The organism is Spirosoma fluviale (genome assembly GCF_900230225.1).
In the GTDB taxonomy this organism is placed as follows: Bacteria; Bacteroidota; Bacteroidia; order Cytophagales; family Spirosomataceae; genus Spirosoma; species Spirosoma fluviale.
Window position 1 is genome coordinate 163,008 of sequence record NZ_OCNH01000004.1, and the last position, 23,861, is coordinate 186,868.

Consider the following 23,861-nt stretch of genomic DNA (forward strand, 5'->3'; position numbering starts at 1 on the left):
CTTCAGCTAAGGCCGAAGCTCGATTAACTATTGACAGGCCGCCCTTATAGAGGGCTACTTGGCCCAGGCCAAAGATGTATACACTCGATTTGACCTGACACCAGCCACCGAACAGGTAGTTGATAGCCTGATGACCAAACAAAATATACCGTTATTCACGTTAAACAATTTTTTTTCAACCACAGAGCGGTGCGCCGTTGCGACACAACGTGTACCGCTCTGTGGTTGATTTTTTTATTTCGCACTACCCAGATTCATCAGCCAGGCTTTGCAGGCGTCGGGCCACATATTGAGTGAGCCGAATTTTGCCGTGCGCATGCCAAAGCCATGACCACCGGTTGGGTACAAATGCATTTCGGCCGGAACGCCGTTTTTCAGGCAGGCCAGGTAAAAGTTAATACTGTTTTCAACAGGAACGGCTTTATCATCTTCCGCATGAACCAGAAACGTTGGGGGCGTTTTGCTGCTCACCTGTAGCTCGTTGGAGTAATAGGCGATCAGTTCGGGCGACGAGGCCTTTCCTAACAGGTTATTGCGGGAACCTGCGTGTGCTTTCTCGCCAAATGTGATGACCGGGTACAACAGAATCGCGAAATTCGGCTTTGCCTGTTTGCTGGCTTTAGGTCCCTTGTCGTAATGGGTGGCGAGCGTAGACGCCAAATGCCCGCCCGCCGAAAAACCCATAACCCCAATCTTATTCAGGTCGATATTATACTTCGATGCATTCTGCCGAATCAGTGTCATTCCCTGCATAGCGTCGAGCAAAGGAACCTCCTGCTGGTTGGTCATAATAGCCGGATTGGGAAGCCGGTATTTCAGTACGAAGGCCGCAACGCCCATTTCATTGAACCATTTGGCAATGTCTGATCCTTCATGACTGGCTGCCAGGATTCCGTACCCACCGCCGGGACAAATCATGACGGCTGCGCCGGTCGCTTTCTCTTTGGGTGGCAGAAAAACCGTTAATGTAGGCACCGAGACATTACTGATCCGGAGAATACCATTGGCGTCCGTTTCTGATTTTTCGGTTAGCTGTGCACCAGCTATGGCATTGGGAATGGCACCGTCGGGCCAAAGTTTGACAATATCCTGCGACAGGACAAGCTGGGGTAGTAGAGTGGCCGAAAGCATACAAAGCAGTACGAAACGCATAAAAATGGTATGGCTCCCAGAGCCGGGTTAGACATAAATCGCAAAAAGCCGACCGTTAGGTCGGCTCTACTCATATTTCTACCTCGCTCTCTTCGGACGAAACCTTGCTGTTGGCTCCGCCGTGAAGGACATCGATCAGTTCTTTGACCCGGTATACGGTTGTATTGTACCGATTACCCAGAATAATAATTACATACTCATCTTTTGGGCTGAACCAGAACATGGTATTGTAACCCTTCCACCAGCCCGAATGATAAATATACTCCGGCTGCTTGGTATCATTCAGCATCATTCGGAAACCATATCCGTAATTCTTTGCCCCTTTCCGTTCGAAACTTCGGGGAATAAACGCTTCGGCGAGCATCTTTTTGGGTAACAGGCAATCGGCGTTCAATGCCCGGTACCAGCGGAACAAGTCGCCCGTGGTTGAATAAATTCCTTTGTCGCCCACAACATCGTCGTAATAGTCTTTGGGAATACGCCGATTCCATTGATAACCGGCCGTTCGATGGTGGTTGATGGAGTCGTTTTTTGTCGTGGCCACGAACGTCTGGTGCATACCCAGTGGCTCGAATATGTTCTTGTGAATAAAGGTCTCGTAGGTTTGACCGGTCACCTTCTCGATAATGGAAGCCAGCACCATGTAGTTGGTATTGCTGTAGCTAAACCCTCGACCGGGAATGTTATAGGGCCTGGGAGTTGGCTTAACCGTAGCAAACCAGTGCATAATCGTTGCGTTGGTCGGATAAGGTTTTTCTTTTTTGTAGAAATTCACCTTCATGCTGTCGTCGAAGGCGTACTGGTAGTTGGGCAGACCACTGCGGTGGCTGAGCAGTTCGCGAATGGAAATGCCGTGATACGGAAAATCGGGGTAAAATTTCTGGATAGTATCCTCAAACGTAAGCTTTCCGGCTTCGATCAGCTTTAGCGTACCAACGGCCGTAAACGTCTTTGACAGCGATGCCAGCTGGAATTTGGAATCTTCGACCAGTGTATCGCGCTGGCTTCGTTCAAAATGGCCCAGACCAAAGCAATTCTTATAGAGAACCATGCCCTTTTGCGCCACCAATACATTCCCGTTCAGGCCACCCCGTACTTTCTGCCGGAAAATTTCAGCAATCTGACGGGACTTTTCATCGGCATTAATTTGCTGTCGAATGGCCGTCTGTTGGGCTTCTGTGAGAATTTGCTCATCGGCACAATTCCGCAACGCCCGTGCTGACTGCTTAAGATTAGTTTGGTTTTGCCCACAGGACACCCCTAATCCAACTAAGACAACAATGCTAAACCAATTTAAAAATTTATTTATCCGCACCATCCAAACCCACATGTTTACGCTACTATACTATACAATTCAAGTTCTGACAAAAATAGTCGTTGCGGCTATACCGTTTTCAGCGGTAGATTAAAATTGCCTGAAAGTTTACGACCAGTCCATTTAAACACCAAATGCCCATCAGTAGGCTCTACGGGGCGAGACGGATGCCCGCCGACTCCCACCAAGCAACCCCGTCTTTCGTATGGCTATATATGCCCCTACACTATTGGGCAATAACTCACCCGTATCAACTGCGACTGACCCATTCAGGGTGGTTCCTCCCAATAGATTCGTAGGGACGGACGCGGTAAGTAAACCGGAAAACTGAGCCGGAATCGTCAAATAAGGTATTGGATAAGAGCCCGCATTTCGACTGAAAGACAACCGGGTAGTGATATCCACTTTATTCAGCACCAACGCACTCAACCCAAGGTGAAAAAGACTCACCCGGTTGTTGGCAATACCGAAGCGGGACGGTAACGAGGGCCGTACCTCACTTAGGGGTGTAATAAACGGGGTGCCAATTGTACGGCCGAAATACGTCCAGCCATCCTGGTACTGGCTGTTGGTGAAATAATCGTCCCGTCCCCGTTTTTGCGGATTTTCAAGAATGAACAAATCACCACCCTGACTGCCGGTAAACATGTATTCAAGAGTAATTTGCCTTACGAAAAGAGCAGCCCCCGTCGGCTGATCTTTATTTCGAATGCGTAAGCCGTTCAGCCCATCGTCCAGATTGGTACCATAAAACAGGGAGCCATCATCGTACATGAATTGACGATAGGCAAACAAATTCCAGCGGTTCAGATTTACTTCAACAGCAAAGTCGACAGAACCCAAATGATTACCAATCCGATTTTCTTCAAAATGACTGATTGTCTGGATGGCCTTATCGTCAGGATATGGATTTCGGGTGCCTAATACGACCGCCGGAAAGTACTTGATATTCGAGGGAAGTTTGCCGTTTGTGGCTACAGTAGGGTCCAGGTAATCCGAATGGCCTGCCCACATGACCTGGTGATTGAAGCCACCATACAAACGAACCCGCCAGGACGGCTTACCCAAACGGCCATAAAACGAAGATTGATGGAGGTAAGAATCCTTTACTAGTCGATCGCCATTTTCGAACCAGCCATGCGAGAAAGTACCCATAACCGAAATGACTCCTCCAGTGAGGGGAATAGGAGTAAAAACGGGAATAGCCAGTTGGATTTTTGGGAAAGGCAGCGCATTACCCGACCAGATGTATGACCCACTCGTCAGCAGCGTATCGACAAGGCCAATAATTTCTTTGCGTCGACCTGCGTAGAGTTCAAATGCTCCAATACGCCCTTTAATGTACGCTTCGGGAAGAAGAAACTGGCTTGTCGAACCTAAGTTGCCGACTACATTGATTCCATACCCCCAATCGACTTTTGGCCGATGGCCCGTACTATCAGCGGGGCGGTACCCAGCCTGAATGCCAGCATTGAGTCGTAGAGCCGGGTTCGTTAATGGAACTGTACCATACTGATTGGCACGCAACCAGAAGGGTGTCTGATCGGACGAACCTAGTCCACCTACTTCGAGCTGGTACTGATTAATACGTTGTCCATAGACTAACTCACTTCCAAAGCAAACAAATGCTCCATACGCAATCCATACCAAGAAAAATCTCATAGAAAACAGGCCGGTTATACTCCTGGTCAAACACTAGCCATTACTTACCACGGCCCTGGGCCATTACCCGAAGTGTTTGGGCGATGATCCACATGTCGAACAGAAAAGAGCGACGTCGTGGATACAGCAGATCGTATCGTAATCGTTGTACCATTTCATCAATATTGGCCGCATAGCCGTATTTTATCTGCCCAATAGACGTAATCCCCGGCTTCACTTTTAGTAAAGACCGGTATTCAGGGGCGATTTCGACAATCTGATCAATAAAGTACTGGCGTTCCGGTCGGGGACCTACCACAGACATGTCCCCAATCAGAACATTGTAAAACTGGGGCATTTCATCGAGCCGGGTCTTGCGCATAAACCGCCCCCAGGGCGTAATGCGGTCATCGAGCAAACCACCCGACAGCACCGGTCCCGACCGTTCCGAATCGACATACATACTTCGGAACTTAAAAATCTTAAATGGTTTACCGCCCTGCCCAATACGCTCCTGGGCATAAAAAATCGGGCCGGACGATGTAAGCTTGGTTATGGCTGCCAAAATGAGTAGCATGGGCATGCCTAATCCCAGCGCAGCCAGAGAGAACAGAATATCAAATAACCTCTTGAGCGTATTTACCTGAAAATTGGCCAGCATCTGCGAGGACACATTGAGTACCGGCAGGAAATCATGGTATTCGACAGATGCACCGCGCGCCATAAATCCCCGAAAGTCGACCAGTAACTTTACCTGGTAATCGACCGACTCAGCTTCTTCAACAATCGTTTTTAACCGATTATTATCAATGTAGGGCATGCAGCAGTATACACAATCAATCCCTTCCAACTGAATATGTGCGGGTAAGTCGTCATAACTTCCCCTGATTAAATGCTTATTTTCGATTGATGGCTCATCAAAATAACCATGGAAACGAAATCCCATCTCGGGATGAGCCTCGTAAAATCGTTGGATGGATACGGCTAACTTTCCATAACCAACAATTACGTACCGACGATTATTATACCCTCTGGCCCGGTATTCTTTCAAAAAAACCAATCCCCCCAACCGAAACACCACGGCCAGACCGGTAAATAAGAGGTAGGTAATGAGTAGATGCTCGCGCGAAAAATAGTAGCCCTTTACTGCTACCCAGTAAATAGAAATGACAGCCATGTGAATAGCCATCAGAATTAATAATTTTTTTATTAGATGGTCTGCTTTAAAGAGTTGACGGGGAAAGATATAAGGCTTGAGAATTAGTATTTCAATAAACCACACTAAATTAAATATTGCCCAAAGAGACGCATAGGGGGGCTCTGCAACCGGTTCGACGGCCTGGAATTTAAGAATGTATGCCCCAACAAAGGCTGCATTCAGGCTCAGGAAATCAACGATTACATGAAGCGGAAAAAATAGTATGGAATACCGGTGCCTCATACTTACTAAATTTACTCTCAACTCTTTTTGCCCAAAGGCTTTTTTGACTATCTACGCTAAATTAAAGCATACAGTTGATGTGTTGACGCGAATATTATCTTACGGTTCACCAACCGGACCGCAAATTAGCGCGAAATGCCAGCTTAAAAAAATCCAAAATGCCATTACTTACTTTAAGCTCAATTGGCAGGCTGTCTGTTTTGCCATACCTTTCGTAAACTGATGTAAGTTCCAACACTATTTTGATACAGGCTTCCGGCGTCGGTTGCAACGCTGGCCGAAAGCTGTACCCCTCCCAGAATAGACAAAGGTGCCGCCACACTGGCATAGCCCGAAAACTGATCCCGTACGGTTTGAAAAGGATTATTATACGTTCCCAGGTTTCGGCTGAACGACAGCTTGAGCTGATACGACAGCGGTCCGGACAACGCCCGTCCGTGCGAAGGGAAGCTTCCGGCGATTCCGGTATGAAACACATATACCCGGTTATTGGCCGTAAACGTACCCGTTGGGTACTGGTCCTGCGGCCCCAATGCGGGCGGAATAAAAGGGGTACCTAGTGTATGCTGGCGATAGGCCCATCCATCACGAAACTGCTGATGATTAAAATAGTCATCTTTACCCCTTTTGTTTGGGTCATCAATAATGAACTCCGGTCCGCCCTGGCTGGTCGTATTTAAAAACTCAAATAGAATATCGCGCACAATTGCCTTTGCATTATTTCGGCGAATACGCAGGCCATTGAGCCCATCGGCAATATTTATCAGGTAAAACAGGGAACCATCCTCATATATATTCTGACGGTAAAAATACACGGTATGTCGCACCAGATCAAACTCAACGGCCATATCCACCGTTCCAAGATGGTTACCCACCCGGTTGGTTAAGTCAAAGTAATTGTATTGACTCGTGTCTGTTTGCCGGGGGTATAGGGTTGATATAACATATAGATAATTCCGAAAACCCGCAGGCAATTTACCATCATGTTGAATACTGGACGGAATATTGGCGGGGTCAGCAATTTTACCACCCCACACCGCCTGATGATTTATTCCCCCGTAAACACGCACCACATCCTGCACCCGGCCGAAACGCAAATACAGCGATTTCTGATGGAGCATGGCATTCTTGATGTACCCATTGCCATCCATATAGCCGTGTGCAAATGTCCCCTGCACAGCTACCCATCCTTTTGTAAAGCCAATTGGTACAAATGTTGGAATAGAAAGTTGAATTTTAGGCACAGGCATGGCATTGCCCGACCAGGCATAAGATCCCGTCGATAACGTTGAATCGGCAAGCCCAAACTTTTCACGTCTTCGCCCAGCGTAGATTTCCCATATTCCCCGTCTAACTTTTACGTAGGCTTCGGGCAGCAATACGTTTCGTTCATACGGCAATTGGTTTGGGTTGGCATTTGCCACAACATTCAGGCCATATCCAACGTCGTACTTCGATTTACGCCATTGGCCCGTACTTTGCCTTGTTGCGTCATAATCGCTGTAAAGGCCCATCCGGAACGTTGCCGAAGGGGATTGATTGGGAACAATACCATATTGGTTGGCTCGTAACCAGAACGGCGTTTCTGTCGATGAAGAAAGATACGTACCAAGTTCGGCAGAGTATCGTGTAGGCTTACGGATCGGCTGTGCCTGAGAAGAAGAAACAATCGTCAATAAAAAGAATACGTAAAACAAGCTTGACTTTTCGCAAATAGGCATCGAGCGGTTGATATAAGGTAAAGAAGAAGGGCACAACAGGCCATTGCGCTTGCCTCTTTCTACGAAGTGATCTTTGTTTTTTTACCGGAACGGAAATACAAAACTAATGAAGCCTACATAAAAAGAGACCCGTTTGCTACTAACGGGTCTCTTTTTGAATGATTTATTAAGCCGAAAACTATTTTTTCACTAGCCTCCCTACCGCTTTCTTTTGATTATGCTCAATAACGGGTATATACATCCCAGCCTTTAAGGCCGTAGAATTCCATTCAATCTGATGTTTTCCTGCCGCCTGATTTTCATCCTTCATCAACTGACTAATGACTTTTCCCTGCGCATCTGTAATTACAATTGTTACCTTCCCATCTGCCGGCAGATAATAATCAATCATTGTCGACTCATCGAAAGGATTTGGGTAAGCTTTTAGCTGCAACGACAATTCGTTACCTCCGCTGGTCACAGGCTTAATATCAGCAGTGAATAAGCTACCCTGGCTAGCCTGAAAGCCGGGCAGCAACGTTATTGAGCGGCCTGCCTGGTAAGCAACTGTACTGGTTTTACCTACTGTGTTAGCGGCAACTATTGTTTCTACTGCCTGTTCCAGATGTTGACCACCTTTATCGTAGCTTACCAGAACCCGCATCGATTGAGGTATAGTTTGGGCAAACGTAAGTAAGGATAAACAGCATCCTACTACTACTAGTATCACTTTCATATTACTTACGTGCTTTTGCCTGTAATTTGTTCACCCGGTTCTCCAGTCGCGTACTCTTTTGTTGTAAAGCCTCATTCTGCTTTTTCAATTCAATAACATACAAGGTAAGCTCTTCAACCTTCTCAAGTAGTTTGGCCTGCATTTTGCCGACATCTACACCTTCCTTCACCACTTCCTCGGCTGACGGTATGCCGGGCAGGTGTTTCTCGCGATTGATGTACGTCTCTACCTCATTTAAACCCCGGAGGTGATATCCTTTTTCAAATACCCGGTCCGACCAGTCGTTGGAGCTTTTAACCGCTACTTTCACTTTTTCCGTCAACACGCCATCTGCGACATACAACCGATAACCGGCTGGTGTCTGACCTACCCCCGGTCCGATAATAACCCCTCCAGCATTCGTATTTTGGATATTTTTCCCATCTGATGACCACATTGACTCTACCTCTGCCGCAGCTCGTACATTGGCGGCTCCAGACGTTGCCAGAATAACATCGCCCGTAGCATTTACTGTCAAAAACTTGGTTGTCATGGCCGTTGTACTGACAGCACTGGTAAGGTTCGTTAAGCGCAATCCGGATGTACCCGTAGTACTGGACACCACCTCTAATTTTGCAGCAGGGGCCGATGTACCAATGCCAACGTTGGCATTACTACCGAGAATAAGTGCGTTGGAAATAGCTACTTGCGCATTGGCTCCAATAGCACTTGCGTTCGTAAGGTTACTTGCGCCATTGCTTACATTAGCTCCAAAACCAATGAATACGTTATAGGATCCTGTAAGATTACTTATACCCGCATATTGACCAATACTAGTATTACGATCACCACTGGTAGTCAGTAAGCTAGAACCATCACCAACAGCCGTATTGCCGAGACCAGTAGTTAAATTACTGCCAGAACCATTACCCATAAACAGATTATAATTACCCGTCCTATTATTGACACCTGCCTGTTGCCCTAAAAACAAGTTACCTAAACCTGTTGTATTATTTAGACCTGCTGATAAACCAATAAATACATTATAGCCACCAGACTGGTTGTTCTTGCCAGCTTCAGCTCCTAGGAAAGTGTTACCAACACCTGTACTTGCAGTACCTGTATTAGCACCTAAAAACGTATTCTGTACCGCTGTACCATTTGATGAGCCTGAAAATGAACCGATAAATGTATTCCCGACTCCGGTAGTATTACCTCCACCCGCATCAGCCCCCATAAAGGTATTGTCATTTCCCTGCGTATTGGAATATCCAGCACCTGAGCCAAAAAATGAGTTATTGTTACCTTGGGTATTGAAAAAACCCGATTTAGCACCAATAAACGAATTGTTAAACCCACTAGAATTATAATACCCACTTTCAGCTCCCTGAAATGTATTGCTATTTCCTGTTGCATTACTATAACCTGAGCTAAATCCCACAAACGAGTTTTTTTGTCCAGATGAATTTTGACTACCTGCTGAAGCGCCAAGAAAAACGTTTTGGGTTCCAGCCATATTTAATATACCTGTACCCCTACCGATAAACAAGTTACTAGCTCCACTCATATTCAGGTTACCAGCTCCTACACCTACAAGAGTGTTATCAGAACCAGGTGTAGCAGACGACGGCGTCGTAGATACATAGTTCATTTGTGCCATTGAAAGCTTTGGCAACAATAGCAACACAAAAAAAAGTACAATATTCTTCATATTTATCTCAATTAAGTACAACTTGATTTTACTATTCAAAGAAATTACAAAACAAAACTTAATCAAATAGATAATGTATTGAAATTAATTCTAACAATAATGATGCCGCACACAGATGATTATTAGCACACATAAGTATACCTATAAGTAATATAGGCACAATCAATGAGTTTGTGTGTCACATGAAGGTCAGATTAAACATAGTCATTCCACCTTTTTATAGCAGAAAGCGCGGGAAAAGCTTATTCAATAGATCTATAACCTTGTACACCAGACCATTAGCTCATTAGATTTCGAAAAATATAAATCTAATGAGAATTCATACGGTACCTTACTTCGTTTGACATAAGATATACTGTCACAAATCACGTCCATTATTCTTAAGCGAGCCAATTCCTATATGTTTGATCATTTAGAAACCCACCGTCAGACAAACTTGTAGCGACGGTCCTACGAACTCAGAAAGTAAATATCATGCATACTTAATACAACTATATTAGATCCGCAGGTATTAATCTTTGTAAGCAAGGACAATATCCTGAAAAGAGGTGAACCGTTCTCGGCTACACCAAGAACCAGGATATATAGTAGCCGTCATACCATTCTGCTTAAATAGGTCAATTATGTATGATTCATCAAATCCAACACATACTTCAGGATCATCTGGGTAGGCAATATAACGTCCTTCCGTAAAATACTGAATATTATGAGCACTTTTAGAGGACTTCATTAATTCACGTGACTCTTCATTTAATAGGAAGAATGTTACTAAACATCGTCCTCCCGGTTTGAGTACCCTGCCAATCTCAGCCACGTAATGATCTACCTCTGGCTTCGGCATATGTGTAAAAACAGACGTTAAAAAGGCAAAATCGAAACTTCCATTGCTAAATGGAAAGGCGTATTTCGATGCTTCATAACGGCCCTTCGGATTGTAATGATCATTATGAATATCGGCTAGTTGAAATTTAAAATTAGGAAACCGAGTCGTAATATTTGACTGACACCACAAAATGCCGTCTTCGACTATGTCGAACCCTTCGTACGAACCCCCATTTTTAAGATAACTGGTTAATGGTGCTGCCATTCTTCCAATACCACAGCCAATATCCAATACTTGTTCTTCTGGCTTCAATTTTGCTAAGTCAACAAACAACTTCAAGAAATCCAACCCTGTTTGTCTGAAGTCACCGCCACCAATGAAAATTTTTGTACGAGGGGGAACCAACGGATCTCTAAGATTCAGTATACTATCCTTAAAGTCTAGTATACTATAGTATCCTTTTTGTAAAGTCTTTAATGTCGGTTTGAGCGTTTTATACAAAACAGGGGGGACAGATTTTCTAAACATAGAACTCAAATTTTTGATTTTATCAACTAATCAATCGGCCAAAGATAAGCTTAATAGAAAGAAATTTACTAGTTTGATAGTAGCGGCAGAAGTTTACTAACCTAGTATCACTTACGATTATGGATGATTTGCAACGACTGTGTTCTATCTAACATGCTCTCTCCTCTCAACACGCCTTTTACATTCCAACCACTCATCCGGCCGGAAACATTGTTGAAAGCATAGCCATGCTGATGTAAAACATTTTTACGAGTATCTATAACTGTATTTGCATTAGCCCAGAGGGCTGTACAATTCCAGACTTCCACAACGTCCCCATTAAGACTCTGCTGTGGAACAGCACCTGAACAGTTCATAAACTTATTATTTGTGATATGAAGATTATCCACCAGATTCGCGAAAAAACCGTTAGCACCTGAACCATTAATTGTATTACCAATTACCTTAATAGTAGATAATCGCTTAGTTTCACCTTGATTTAATTGATTTCTAGCCCCCAATGAAAGAATACAGATAGCGGCTCTTCCTGTCGAGGCTTGTCCATAATTTGAATACGACATCTCATTGATGGAAGCTGTTGTACAAGCATTAGTGATAACATTATTTTGAATGAGGCATTTTTTAGCTGAAGCATTACCTCCTGGATACATTTCTTGTGCATTAAAAATGGAGATAGCAGCTATTACAGTATTAGTAAATTTGTTATTAAGAACGGAAACGTTAGAAGATCCTATTGAGCCAAATCCCTGATAGCAATTTTTCACTATGTTCCCTTGCGCTAGTAAATTAGTAGCCTGTTTGTATCCATACTTAAGGAGTGGTTTTTTCTGCTCATCGAGCCCATAATCATGAAAAGACATGGCATCATCTTTAATATTACTATAGGTATTATACAAGTAATTAACATTAGCTGAGTAATGAGAATAGGTGCCATCACGGAACGTATGCTCAATCCTTGAGTTTTTCACAGTAACCCTGTTACTATTTGTAATAGCAATTCCCATTTCGGGAGAATTTTTAACATGTATGTTATTTAGCAGAACATCCTGACAATCATCAAATTGAAAAACGTGTTGACTACCATTACCGTTGGTATTCGGTGTATTAACATAGCCGTACTTCCCCCCATAAATCTTAATATTATTACATCGTTGAAAGAAAAATGTAGCTTTGGTTAAATCACTATTTAAAAAAACTGCTCCTGTAGCTATGAGCTTTTTCTTATTTATATTACTAACAACTATTTTATCAGATACTTTATAATAAGACTTACTTTTTTGAGCATATACAACAGGAACAGGTGAATTTAATGCTTTAATAATTGCCTGGGTATCATCTGTTTTACCATCCCCCTTTGCACCGAATTGCTCTAAAGATTTGAATTCCTCAATTAATGATACATTTTTTAACTTACTATCAGGTGATTTATGATATTCATTTCTTGTTTTTATATCTAATCTTCGTAGAGTTTCAACCGATACTGATACCTTCATAGGCATATCAATAACAAGCAATCTTAAAAGCAGCCTTGTGCACCATGTCCCATTTAAAAAGTATGTACATAGTAAAACCCCTAAGAACTTTTTCATAATAATATGTCAAATTCCAATATTAGAAGTAAATACAATTGATATACTCCGTAAAATTTAACTACTAAACAGTCTGTGTAACTTCTCTGTTATTCTATTACTGCCAGAACGAACGATGCATACTTAATTGACGTTTTAAAAAATTTGGGAAAAAGTTCTCTAAACTACCAAGTTTGTACCCAACGTATTTAGCTACCGTACGGACCAGTTGTGAAGGTATTAGTGTAGTATATCCATGTCGTCTAAGATAACTCCATTCGTCCATCACATACTTAATACCTTCCGACTCAGCTTGCGAAAACTCTTTAAGTACCTCCTTCTGTTCATTATGGAATACCCCAATATCAAAATAGCGTTTAAACTCTTCTAACAAAGTATAATCATGTGAATGAAAGACTTCAGCCTCTGCACAGTAAGCCACTGCTTGTCCACGTAATATAAAGCGAGCAGCAACAGAAACATCCTCACCCAAAATTGTGTCGGACGGAAATCCACCAACTGTAGTAAGATCTACTTTTCGATAGGCAGCAAAAGAATTTGAGCATGAACACGTCTTGATGCCCATTTTTGGAATTAAAGCTTTCGTCTTGATTAAGCTACCAGCCGGGTAATTTGTTAGTCTGGCAAAATGGCCAAAAACACCCGTTTCGGGATAAGGTAGCTGCCTACCATACGCCATGGCAATATCCTCCCTACTATGTAGCATAGCAATTAAGCGCTCTAAAGTATATGGAGAAGCTGGTAACGCATCCTGTGTTAGAAATACCACAACCTCATAACTAGCTATCTGCACACCGAGATTACGCGTAGAGCCATGGTTGAATTGTGACTTTTGTATATTGATGAGTTTAAGGTCTTCAAGACTAGCTAATTCTTTAGTCCGATCTGTTGACTCAGAATCAATTATGATTAACTCATGTGATAGAGTCTGCTCCTTCAGCTGTTTAAGTAGTTGAGGTAGGTAAGATTCCGCATTATGGGTTGGGACGATAACAGATATCATTAATTTAAGCTATAAGTTGGCAAAATTACCCCCACAAGCGTTTAGCAACGCTTACAAACAATAGAAGACGGTTAACAATCTTTACTTGAAAGCTGTAACCTTCTTCACTTGTAGGCGAGGCATTGCTCCCATGACGGGTGTAGTTGATTAATGGTTTATTATAAAAATATGTTCGCCCTTTTGCTTCTACCAATAGCCCAATCCACCAGTCGTGCATGTGAATAGCGGATGGGAAAGGTAATGCATAGTCCAATACATCACGTCTAAAGGCCATACAACAGCCATTATATGAGTTTTTATACAGGTTTCTCCAAAATCCAGGTTTACTGTTTCGGTAGTGAAAGAACGATTCATAAATTAACTTCCCTTTCTTATCGACAACTTGGCAATCAGATAGTACTAAATCATAATCTTCTAATAGAGCTATAGTTTCATTGACTTTACCAGGTAGCCATTCATCATCCTGATCAGCCAAAAAGATGATATTTCCTAATGCTGTACGAAGTGCATTTTCGAAGTTTCCCACTGGCCCGCTTTTATGGGTATTCTTTAGAAGCCGTATACGAGGATCTTGTAAACTATTAATTATTTGGCATGTAGAGTCGACTGAATTATCATCTGATATTATAACTTCGTCGTCAACACTTAATTGTATAAGTATAGAACTTAACTGACGTTCAATAAACAAAGCTCCATTATAAGTAGCTATACACACACTAATACTCATAAATTTAAATATTAAATTTTTATAGTGATTCGAGGTATAATTAACTTTATTTTTTTTGTCTTAAAATAATATCTTCCAATATACCCTAATAAGAATGGATATACCAGCTGAAAACTTAAGCCAGTAAAACGAATCATATTATCGAATGTACTAAACAATGCCATTGTGCACAGAATGGCAATAGTTGTTGAAAAATATGGCTTATCAGCTTTAATTAAAATCGGTACAAATGCCATTATTACCATCAACCACACAAAAATTATTATTACTCCAAACCATCCCATCCTTCTAAACGGATCATAGTATATACTACCAACTGTCAAGAACTTAGCAATTAAATATTTATCACCTTCAACTTTATCTGGATCAATGGCAGGGTCTATTATACGTTTTGTAACAAAATCAGGTATTAATTCACTACCAGTAAAAACAAGCAAATTGTACCTTATTTGACTAGCTTCATTCACAGCATTTTGAAAGTTGGCAATAGGAGAAGAAGCATACAGATAAAACCAAAAAAATTCTCCTGGTATCAAACTTTCTCTAAAGCTATCTTTGGCTTCTGCTATTTCAAATAAATAATCTTCATGATCTTTAAAAGATCTAGCAAACCCAATGAATCCAAACATATAAAATACAAACAATAATGCTATAATAAGAGCAGAAAAGGCCTTATAACTTATAAATTGCTTCTTTTGACAGTAAATAACTAAGCATGACATTAACGTCATTAAGGTAGAGCCTCTGTTTACAACTAATACACTGAGGAAAAATAAAATCACTAAGTAAAAAATAAGATTTTTATTCTTACTACTAATATACTGGTGATATAAATAGATCGTATAAAACGGAGCTATTGTTTGTAAAAACACATGAAAAGTGGGAATACCAAAATCGTAATGAGAATAAGCGTCACCTTGAAAAATCAGAAAAAGTGGTATTCCTTTATTATATATAAACTCCACAATGTAGCCCAAAACAATAAGAGCAGTAAATGCAAAATTGTAATTATTTACTTTCACATCTTTATAAAGGTACTTTTTTTGAAAAATAATTCCTAAAATTAAAGAAACTACAATAGTGCTTACTATAAATAAAAATACATTTATTTCAATCTTTGGGTACAAAGTAGACCAACTCCATGTATATACAAACAAAACCAGGCTAAAGCCCATTGCATAACAATAAAATGGATTACTAATAAATTTAACATTTATCATGTCTTAATAAAATAAAGGGCTCAATAATCTACTCTACCCATTTTACCACGTGATCCATCTATAAAGGCCCTGACTGTCAGAACTATACGCTTTCTTTTATTATCTTCCAATAATAGAGATTTTGATGTCTCTACTAAATTCAAATAAAGTAGTTTCATACAGAATGATGGCCTTACTAAAAAATACTTCTTAGCTATATAGATTCCATTTCTAACCAAGTAGTAGAGTCTTATAGGACTATGAGATATAAAATAAAATTTATTACCAAATAATGTAGATACTTTATTTACTCCCAATTTGTGATTTAATTTAACATAAGATAATTCAATTATTTCATAATCACCAAGATTGAGTCTTAAATTATACTCATGGTCAACGTGGTCTATGAATAAGATATCATCAAATGGCCCCACATCTTTATATGCATCAAGGCTCAATAAGTTACCGGACGTCATAGTAAAACATACTTTTTTGTATGAGTAATTACTTAAAGGCTTGCTGTGGGCTACTGAAATAATACCAATCTTCTCGGGTGCAAAATATTGCAATAGAAAATCCCTCATCAACTTAACCAAATCTTTAGGAGCCTTACTATCATCATCCATTGTTAGCAAGTGTGTAAAACCGTCTTTGATAGCATGATTAGCCGCAACATTAAGTGCATAAGCAATACCTTTATTACTACCAATCGATATGTATTTAATCGAATGAATAGAACTAATTTCCTCAACCAACCCAATATCTACTATGTCTGAATTATCGATTATATATAACAAATCTACTTGATTTACATAGCTAAGGATATTATCTATGACACTCCTTTTACTGTTGTATAATACTACAACCCCAGCTATTAAAATACAATTGTTATGCAATTTGTTGAATCGAATTTTCATTTATGGAAATCTCTTTACAGATTTTAGTATATTAAACACGATGACCATATAGTACATATCGAAGCCTCTTCTGTAAATAGTACAATGCCAAGGTAAAAGACAGGAATATATTAGTTATTTTACTCATTATATAACGCCTTCTAACTTTATTTGTTTCTGTCCAAGACAAATAAAGATCGCTGCTAGCTCCTCCTGTAGCACAGCTCGCAATCACTAAAGGAACACGACAAAACGGCATATTTCCTAAATATATCCGAAGATTAAGCTCATAATCTGCCAGTATTTTTAAGTTAGTATCATAGCGAAACTCTAAAAAATTAGAATTATGATAAAAAGCACTTTGGTGATGTAAAGTATTTTGTAACATTGTCCTAGACCCTAAAAAGCAAGGCATACGATAATTATTGTCAAATTCCACGTCACCAAAAACGACTTTATACTTATTATCCAAAAATGGATACAGCTTTTCAAACACGTTAGGACATAATCTATCATCAGCGCCTAAGAAGAATAGCCACTCTCCTTTAGCTCTATCTATCCCTTTATTCATTGCGTCATATATACCCATGTCTCTTTCACTGATTAACACATCTATACTAGGAATAAATTCTTTGACTATATCTAAAGACTTATCCTTACTATAACCGTCAACTATAATTAGTTCATAATCAGTAAAGCTCTGCGAAACAATACTTTCAAGAGCCATTCTTAACCATTTCTCAGCATTATATACAGGTACTATCACCGATATAGTAGGCTTCATTTTAGTTTTCTTCTGCCTTTGTTGCATTTTAAATATATGCTATATATTTGTATTGGTAATATTCAAAAAATGATTTACAAAAATGCCAGGCATCCAAGATCAGTTAAATGGTTACGAATCAGAGAAACAACCACTGGTTAGTATTATAAGCGCCGTTTATAATGCAGAAAAATATCTCGAAGAGTCTATACTAAGCATAACTGCACAAAGCTACAAGAATTTCGAGTATATAATTATTGACGGCGGTTCAACTGACAATACTTTGAATATTATCAACAAATATCAAGATAAAATTACCTATTGGATTAGCGAACCCGACAATGGTATCTATGATGCATGGAATAAAGGCTTAGAAAAGTGCAAAGGAGATTGGATCGCTTTTATTGGTGCAGATGATTTACTATATCCAAATAGTTTACAAATTTATATAGAACACATAACACAACATCCAAAACGTCAGGAATTAGAATTCGTTTCATCACTTATAGAGTTAGTTGATGAAAGACTAACACCTCTTCGTATTGTGGGTGAGGCATGGTCATGGAACCACTTTAAAAAAAATATGTCTACTTGGCATGTCGGTATGTTTCACTCAAAAAATTTATTTCTAAAGTATGGAATGTTCGACAGTACATTTAAAGTTTCAGGAGATTATGAACTCTTATTACGCCCCAAAGATAAACTTATGGCTTCATTTGTTAACCAACCTACCGCAAAAATGCGAACTGGTGGTATAAGTAGCCTTTTATTATTGAAAGCAAGTAAAGAAACGTATAGGGCTAAAGTTAAAAATGGTATTTTATCAAAGACAAAAAGTCAATTGTTGAGTATCATCGATATACTTCGTTTGAATTATAGAGGATTATTTTCATAATTATTAAGCCCTAAACAAGTTAAATATGTTTGACAACGTCATTTGATATAATGTAATACTGAAGCTCGATTTCAATCGCTAGACGGTATCGTGTTTAAAATTTTCATGAACACAATAAAACTAGTAAACAGCTCAAAATATGAAATCATCAAGAAAATTACTTTAAAAAAATTCTTCATAACAAAAAAAGTTACTTTTTCTTTATTTAAAGATTTGCTAAAATAAGTGTTTCAGAAAAACGATTAAAAGATATAAGACATAGTCCTATTAAACTTAACCTACCTTATGAATCGAAAGCTATAAATCTAAAAATACTATGCAATTATATGAATCTACTTAATCGAAACAACCTTCTAAATAAAAAAATAAATTATACTAATTGTATTTAAACCACATTATATAGTTTAAGGAACATTGTTGATATTAGCCTTTCTAATCAACTGTAACATTATCTCCGTTCGTTTCTGAATTCCAATGCTATCAAGATGGTAAACAGTATCAAAAAAATATTTATCATCAAAGACAAAAGTTTCCATACTACCCAGTATTGGGCAAACTAATTCTTTATCATATTGATTAGCTAAACTATTCAACTTTTCCTTATTTAAATTATATGTAGATCGTTGAAAAGCAGGATAAGTAAAATAAACCTTAGCTCCTTTTATTTTAACACTCTCTATAAATTTATTTATTTCTTTAATTCCATTAACATAGTCAGTATTTGTAAATACAACACTACCACTGGGAGCAGTTGGTTTTTTTTGATTAAAATGTGTCTTTAAATCGCCATACTTATTAAAACCTTCTCTGTAATAAATTGGATCATCTTGCTTGTTAATAATTTTATAAAAAGTACTACTTAAACACAATTGTAATTGAGATACTAATATTCTGAGTCTATCTGATAAAGAAAGTTTCATCTTTGATATAGCGGACGGATTAACATCTGCTAACTGGGCCATTAGCTTTTTATTGCCATCTTCTAGAAAATACTCAATTGATAGTATGACTGTATCTCCATATTTTACTCCTGATAAGGCTTCATTTAGAATAAAATTTAAGCCTAACCCTGCATGTAAACCCATATTTACTACATTAACATGAGTATGTTTACTCAAGGCTTGACAATCAACCCCTAAAGCTAAATTTGAACCGCCCACTAAAACAATTCTTGGAGACATAGCCACTTCTAATCTATTCTCTTTATCCAATGAAGCGGCAACATAGCTCGACTTGTTACGAATGAAAGGAGCTGTTAAAGCAAGAATGACATAGACGGTCACTATAATCAGAGTTGATAGAAGAATTGTTGGTTTTATTAATGCCACAAGCTGTTTCATCAAAATTGAAAGTAGATAAATTGCTCCTGTACGTCGAACGATCCGAACAGTAAAATAAACATAACAAGTAAATAGTAAATTAGTAATCTTGTAGCAATTTTCTGTTGCTTAAGCCACAAGCTAATTGAAATACGACTATTTAAATATTCTGTACCCAGCAGAATTATCAAAGCTAATGTGCCTATTATATAATCATATTGAGTAGAGCCTAACAAACTAGGCTTTAATAGTTTAATGCTTGACTGAAGATTTGAGAACAAATGTTCCACAATATAAATGGCATCCTGAACCGTTTTCGCTCTAAAGAATATCCATGAAAAACATGTCAAAACAAACGTACTGAATAATCCTACTGCTTTTTTTCTCTTAGCCAAGAAATCTGAAGAAAGATATAACTTATTAACAATACCTTTTGTTAAGCTTTCTGTAATCAAGTAAATTCCATTTAAGCTTCCCCAGATTACATATGTCCAGTTTGCTCCGTGCCATAATCCGCTGACAAGAAAAGTAATAAATAGGTTAAAATACCATCTATAAGTAGTAACACGATTCCCACCTAAAGGAATATACAGATAATCGCGGAACCATGTTGATAAAGAAATATGCCATCTTTTCCAAAATTCTGATATAGATGACGAAAAATATGGAGAATTAAAATTTTTCATTAATTTATATCCAATTACTCTAGCTGTACCTAAAGCAATATCTGAGTACCCCGAAAAATCACAGTAAATTTGAAATGCGAACAAAAATGTAGCAAAAATCAGTGGCCATCCTTCAAACTCTGATGGGTTATTATAAACTTTATTGACAACTACTGCAAACCTATCAGCGATAACAACTTTCTTAAATAATCCCCAAGCTATTAATTTTAATCCTTCAGATATATTCTCAGCTTTGAATGTATGTTTTTCATAAAATTGATGTAAAATATTCTGAGGCCGCTCAATGGGACCAGCTACTAATTGAGGATAAAACATTACATAAAGAGCGTAAATACCAAAATTTCTTTCTGCTGGCTGCTTACCTCGATATACTTCTATTGTGTAGCTCATGGCCTGGAACGTATGAAAAGACAGACCAATAGGAAGTAGTATTCTTAAAATAGGAAAAGGAGTGTTATAGTTAAATTGATTCAGAACTGAGCTAATGTTACTATTTAGGAAATTATAATATTTAAATACACATAAGACAAAAATATTAGCCAATAAACTAATTATTAAGAATAATTTTCTCTTTTTACCCTCGGCTCTCGCAATATGGATACCAGCTAAATAATCTACAATTATAGTAAAGCCTAATATTAGAATATAAATGGGCACGAAAGCCATATAAAAATAACAGCTTCCTGTTAACAAAAGAATCCATCTATAGCGATAGGGCAATAAATAATATGTGCATGTAATGCAAATAAAAAAAACTATAAAGTGAAGAGAGTTGAAGAGCATTAATACTTGAAATCTATTTTATAAATAGTTAGTTGTACTATTTATAATTTATTTAATTTATGAAGGTTGAGAGTTAAATTGTTGATTTAAATTTAAGAGATCTTAACCAGTCTAAACTAACTGCATAGATGAATGGAATAGAGAATCTACTTTTCATCTGGTTAAGCAGTATTTGTTTTTGGTTTACCCGTTGAATTAAGTATACAACGGAATTTTTATGAGCTACTACTCAAATCAGCTATCGCCTGAGTAAACTTGGTTAATGCATTAGTGTTCCTCAACTTCCGAGCCTGCTTTTGGCTATTCTCTAAATTATTTTCTCTATACTGCTGATCAAAAAAAATCTTTCTAATCTTATCAGCAATTTCAGGAATATTATTTGGAGGGAAAATATAATTTTTATCGCCGATCGTTTCTGGTAACGAAGTCACATTGGAACAAATAACCGGAATACCCATTAAAATACTTTCCATTAATGGGAAGCTACCGGCTTCATATGTAGTTGGTACTACTACAGCCTGCGCTGCGTGGTACAGAGAGTAAAGTACTTGCTCATTGACCACACCTAAGAAATGAACTTGATCTGATATGTCTATCTTCGAAACTTCATCTTTGATCTTTTCATAGTATTCTGTAGTATGACCTGAGAATACAACATTTATATTAATATTATGTGTATCTCGCAAATAAGCAATAGCCTGAATTAAACTTATATGATTTTTGTGAGGCCAAGTAACAGCTGGATAGAAGACAAATTTATCTGGTAGTTTATAACTTGCCAGACTCATTCTGTGTTCCGGCAAAAATTTATCAAACCATAAATTTTGCATATCAAGTAAGCAAACTAATATACTGTCAGCGGGTCGTTGGAAGTATTTAATCAAATCTTCCTTTACATGTTCATAACTAACTACTATTAATGAGCTTCCCTCGGCTATTATATTATGTTGCAAGGTTCGTGCCAGGCGTTCTTTCGGCGAGAAAAACTCCGGAAAATGTAACTCCTGAACATCATGCAGTGTGACTATTGTTTTACGAGAAGTCGAGGGTAAATGCTGGTATGGGCAACAAAGGATATCTATATTATACCGCTTACACAACTGTTCTGTATGACTGAACACTTTTATATTAGTCAATACACCAACTTTTATTAAAAGTTTATTTATCAAACTTAACGTATACCACAGGAGTTTTTCAACCTTTCTCTCTCGACCAACTTTAACAGGTATTAACGTAAGGTTTGAGTGATCTTCTATGATTGAAAGAATAACAGGCTCATATAAATTGTGTAATATAAAGTACTGATTATTCTCGTCTTTTGCCAAAATCTTTAATAACGCACATGCATATTGCAGGACACCTCCATTTTTTTGGGTTATATCTGGTACATAATAGAGAATTTTCATGGCACTTGGTATTGATATTGGTAATGGGTTTCTTTTTCTAAGACACGGACGAAGTTATAGTGTTCGTAAAGCTTTATCGCTCTCAAGTTATTTTTATCAACAGTTAACGCAATAGACTTTTCTTTTTTATTTTGGGCATATTTTATAAGATACTCCATCACTTTTTTCCCTAGTCCAAGCCCTTGAGCCTTCTCGGCCACAGCAATACCTAGCCACAAATTTTCGCCTTCACGGTCCAAGTGCCCATAAGCAATGGGCTTATTCGTCTCATCCGTTAGTACAACCGCCAACACATGTTTTAGGACTGTTTCAACGGGTCTCTTATCGAAATATCGGAATGATTCAGCGCCACTTCCCAGTTCAAGCAGAAAATCCTTAACTAGATCAATATTTTCTGTCTGAATGTGCTGGTACTTATACATTTCCAAAAAATGATTTTATACTATTAACAACATATTCAACATCCTCTTTAGTTAATCCAGGGTAACTTGGCAGATTCATACCACGCCATCCTAAGTCCTCTGCCGTTTTGAATCGAGCAAATTTTTGCGAGTACATAGGCATGGTATGTACGGGATAGAAAAGAGGACGCGTCTCAATTCCTTTCTTTGCCAGATGATTGCGTAATGGATCGCGATCTTTTGCTGAAGCGACCAATATAGAGCACATCCAATAGGAATGATAAACATCGCCAATAGGCTCGTGAAATGTTACACTAGTATCTGCAAACCCTTCTCTATACCAGCCAGCTACCTGTTTCTTCTGATTTAAAAAGACATCAATATTTTCCAGTTGGGCAAGCCCTATAGCCGCGCATATATTTGTCATTCGATAATTGTAGCCGACAACATCATGCCAGTACTGACGATGCTTTGCTAATCCTTGGCCTTTAAAGTGAACACAACGATCATATAACGTTTCGTCGTTCATTACAACCATCCCACCTTCACCCGTTGTAATGGTTTTGTTACCATAGAAACTAAATGTAGCAATATCTCCAAAACTGCCAGTGTGCTGCCCCTTGTATAAACTTCCGAATGACTCGGCACAGTCTTCTACGACGAATAGATCATGCTCTCTTGCAATTGGCATAATAGCATCCATATCGCATGGATGTCCGTATAAATGAACGCATAAAACAGCTTTTGTTCTTTTAGTGATTTTACGTTCTAAATCAGCAGGATCCATTTGCCAGCTATCAGCCTGCGAATCAATAAATATTGGTGTAGCTCCTGTATAGGTAATAGCATTAACCGAAGCGATATAGGTTAGTGTTGGCACAATAACTTCGTCGCCTTCACCAATACCCAAGGCTAATAAGGCTAGATGTATAGCTACTGTTCCGTTGCAAACTGCTGCGGCATGATTCACGCCCAAATACTTGGCAACACCTTCCTCAAACAGATCAATGTATTTGCCTTTTGAGGATATCCAGGATGAATCAAGACAGTCTATTACATATTTTTTTTCATTACCAATTAATGACGGCTGGTAGACTGGCAATTGCTTTAAAACTTGAACAGAGTTTTCCATAGTTATTGATAATTGATTATACCGCTTAGCTCATCG

The 23,861-nt window shown here is 38.9% G+C and carries 20 protein-coding genes; 1 reads left to right on the forward strand and 19 read right to left on the reverse strand.

The features are described 5' to 3' along the window. Positions 1 to 234: 234 nt before the first annotated feature. The 14 genes from CRO74_RS21970 to CRO74_RS22035 form a co-directional block, all read right to left on the reverse strand. A complete protein-coding gene (locus CRO74_RS21970; protein WP_245877943.1) occupies positions 235 to 1,152 on the reverse strand; it encodes an alpha/beta hydrolase in 918 nt (305 codons plus the stop codon). A gap of 70 nt (positions 1,153 to 1,222) precedes the next feature. Further along, a complete protein-coding gene (locus CRO74_RS21975; protein ID WP_097128981.1) occupies positions 1,223 to 2,470 on the reverse strand; it encodes a serine hydrolase domain-containing protein in 1,248 nt (415 codons plus the stop codon). Between the two features lie 138 nt (positions 2,471 to 2,608). Continuing rightward, positions 2,609 to 4,129 (reverse strand): capsule assembly Wzi family protein, encoded by a 1,521-nt coding sequence (locus CRO74_RS21980; RefSeq protein WP_097128983.1) that lies wholly within the window; start codon positions 4,127 to 4,129, stop codon positions 2,609 to 2,611. A 40-nt stretch (positions 4,130 to 4,169) separates the two neighbouring features. Next, positions 4,170 to 5,549 carry a sugar transferase gene (locus CRO74_RS21985; protein WP_097128985.1) on the reverse strand — a complete coding sequence of 460 codons (1,380 nt, stop codon included), beginning with the start codon at positions 5,547 to 5,549 and terminating at the stop codon, positions 4,170 to 4,172. Positions 5,550 to 5,728: 179 nt separating this feature from the next. Beyond that, on the reverse strand, positions 5,729 to 7,270 hold the full coding sequence (locus tag CRO74_RS21990) for a capsule assembly Wzi family protein (RefSeq protein ID WP_097128987.1): 1,542 nt from the start codon (positions 7,268 to 7,270) through the stop codon (positions 5,729 to 5,731). Between the two features lie 178 nt (positions 7,271 to 7,448). Then, entirely contained in the window at positions 7,449 to 7,913 is a 465-nt protein-coding gene (locus CRO74_RS21995) for a T9SS type A sorting domain-containing protein (protein ID WP_245877944.1), read from the reverse strand. A gap of 73 nt (positions 7,914 to 7,986) precedes the next feature. After that, a complete protein-coding gene (locus tag CRO74_RS22000) occupies positions 7,987 to 9,741 on the reverse strand; it encodes a cell division protein ZapB (protein WP_317042403.1) in 1,755 nt (584 codons plus the stop codon). Positions 9,742 to 10,186: 445 nt separating this feature from the next. Then, on the reverse strand, positions 10,187 to 11,026 hold the full coding sequence (locus CRO74_RS22005; RefSeq protein WP_097128993.1) for a class I SAM-dependent methyltransferase: 840 nt from the start codon (positions 11,024 to 11,026) through the stop codon (positions 10,187 to 10,189). A gap of 107 nt (positions 11,027 to 11,133) precedes the next feature. Next, positions 11,134 to 12,615 (reverse strand): glycoside hydrolase family protein, encoded by a 1,482-nt coding sequence (locus tag CRO74_RS22010; RefSeq protein WP_097128995.1) that lies wholly within the window; start codon positions 12,613 to 12,615, stop codon positions 11,134 to 11,136. A gap of 97 nt (positions 12,616 to 12,712) precedes the next feature. Continuing rightward, positions 12,713 to 13,618, reverse strand: coding sequence for a glycosyltransferase family 2 protein (locus tag CRO74_RS22015; protein ID WP_097128996.1), 906 nt, complete (start codon positions 13,616 to 13,618; stop codon positions 12,713 to 12,715). 25 nt (positions 13,619 to 13,643) lie between these two features. Then, entirely contained in the window at positions 13,644 to 14,345 is a 702-nt protein-coding gene (locus tag CRO74_RS22020) for a glycosyltransferase family 2 protein (protein WP_097128998.1), read from the reverse strand. Between the two features lie 11 nt (positions 14,346 to 14,356). Next, positions 14,357 to 15,565 (reverse strand): O-antigen polymerase, encoded by a 1,209-nt coding sequence (locus tag CRO74_RS22025; RefSeq protein ID WP_144035963.1) that lies wholly within the window; start codon positions 15,563 to 15,565, stop codon positions 14,357 to 14,359. Positions 15,566 to 15,585: 20 nt separating this feature from the next. Next, complete coding sequence (locus CRO74_RS22030; RefSeq protein WP_097129002.1) at positions 15,586 to 16,461, reverse strand: glycosyltransferase; 876 nt, start codon at positions 16,459 to 16,461, stop codon at positions 15,586 to 15,588. A gap of 31 nt (positions 16,462 to 16,492) precedes the next feature. Beyond that, positions 16,493 to 17,251: a glycosyltransferase family 2 protein gene (locus CRO74_RS22035; protein WP_245877945.1), complete on the reverse strand. Its 759-nt coding sequence runs from the start codon at positions 17,249 to 17,251 to the stop codon at positions 16,493 to 16,495. A gap of 55 nt (positions 17,252 to 17,306) precedes the next feature. Here CRO74_RS22035 and CRO74_RS22040 point away from each other — a divergent pair, with 55 nt between their 5' ends. Further along, entirely contained in the window at positions 17,307 to 18,098 is a 792-nt protein-coding gene (locus CRO74_RS22040) for a glycosyltransferase family 2 protein (protein WP_097129004.1), read from the forward strand. 404 nt (positions 18,099 to 18,502) lie between these two features. On the opposite strand, the gene CRO74_RS22045 is transcribed toward CRO74_RS22040, so the two are convergent. The 5 genes from CRO74_RS22045 to CRO74_RS22065 form a co-directional block, all read right to left on the reverse strand. Continuing rightward, the gene (locus tag CRO74_RS22045; protein ID WP_097129006.1) at positions 18,503 to 19,438 is read right to left on the reverse strand and encodes a hypothetical protein; all 936 of its coding nucleotides are present in this window, start codon (positions 19,436 to 19,438) and stop codon (positions 18,503 to 18,505) included. Then, positions 19,438 to 20,493 (reverse strand): MBOAT family O-acyltransferase, encoded by a 1,056-nt coding sequence (locus tag CRO74_RS22050; RefSeq protein WP_245877946.1) that lies wholly within the window; start codon positions 20,491 to 20,493, stop codon positions 19,438 to 19,440. The genes CRO74_RS22045 and CRO74_RS22050 overlap by 1 nt, the downstream gene beginning before the upstream one ends. 608 nt (positions 20,494 to 21,101) lie before the next feature. Beyond that, positions 21,102 to 22,292, reverse strand: a complete 1,191-nt coding sequence (locus CRO74_RS22055) for a glycosyltransferase family 4 protein (protein ID WP_097129009.1) — start codon at positions 22,290 to 22,292, stop codon at positions 21,102 to 21,104. After that, entirely contained in the window at positions 22,289 to 22,714 is a 426-nt protein-coding gene (locus tag CRO74_RS22060; RefSeq protein WP_097129011.1) for a GNAT family N-acetyltransferase, read from the reverse strand. The genes CRO74_RS22055 and CRO74_RS22060 overlap by 4 nt, the downstream gene beginning before the upstream one ends. Further along, a complete protein-coding gene (locus CRO74_RS22065; protein WP_097129012.1) occupies positions 22,707 to 23,825 on the reverse strand; it encodes a DegT/DnrJ/EryC1/StrS family aminotransferase in 1,119 nt (372 codons plus the stop codon). The genes CRO74_RS22060 and CRO74_RS22065 overlap by 8 nt, the downstream gene beginning before the upstream one ends. Between the last annotated feature and the right edge of the window lie 36 nt (positions 23,826 to 23,861).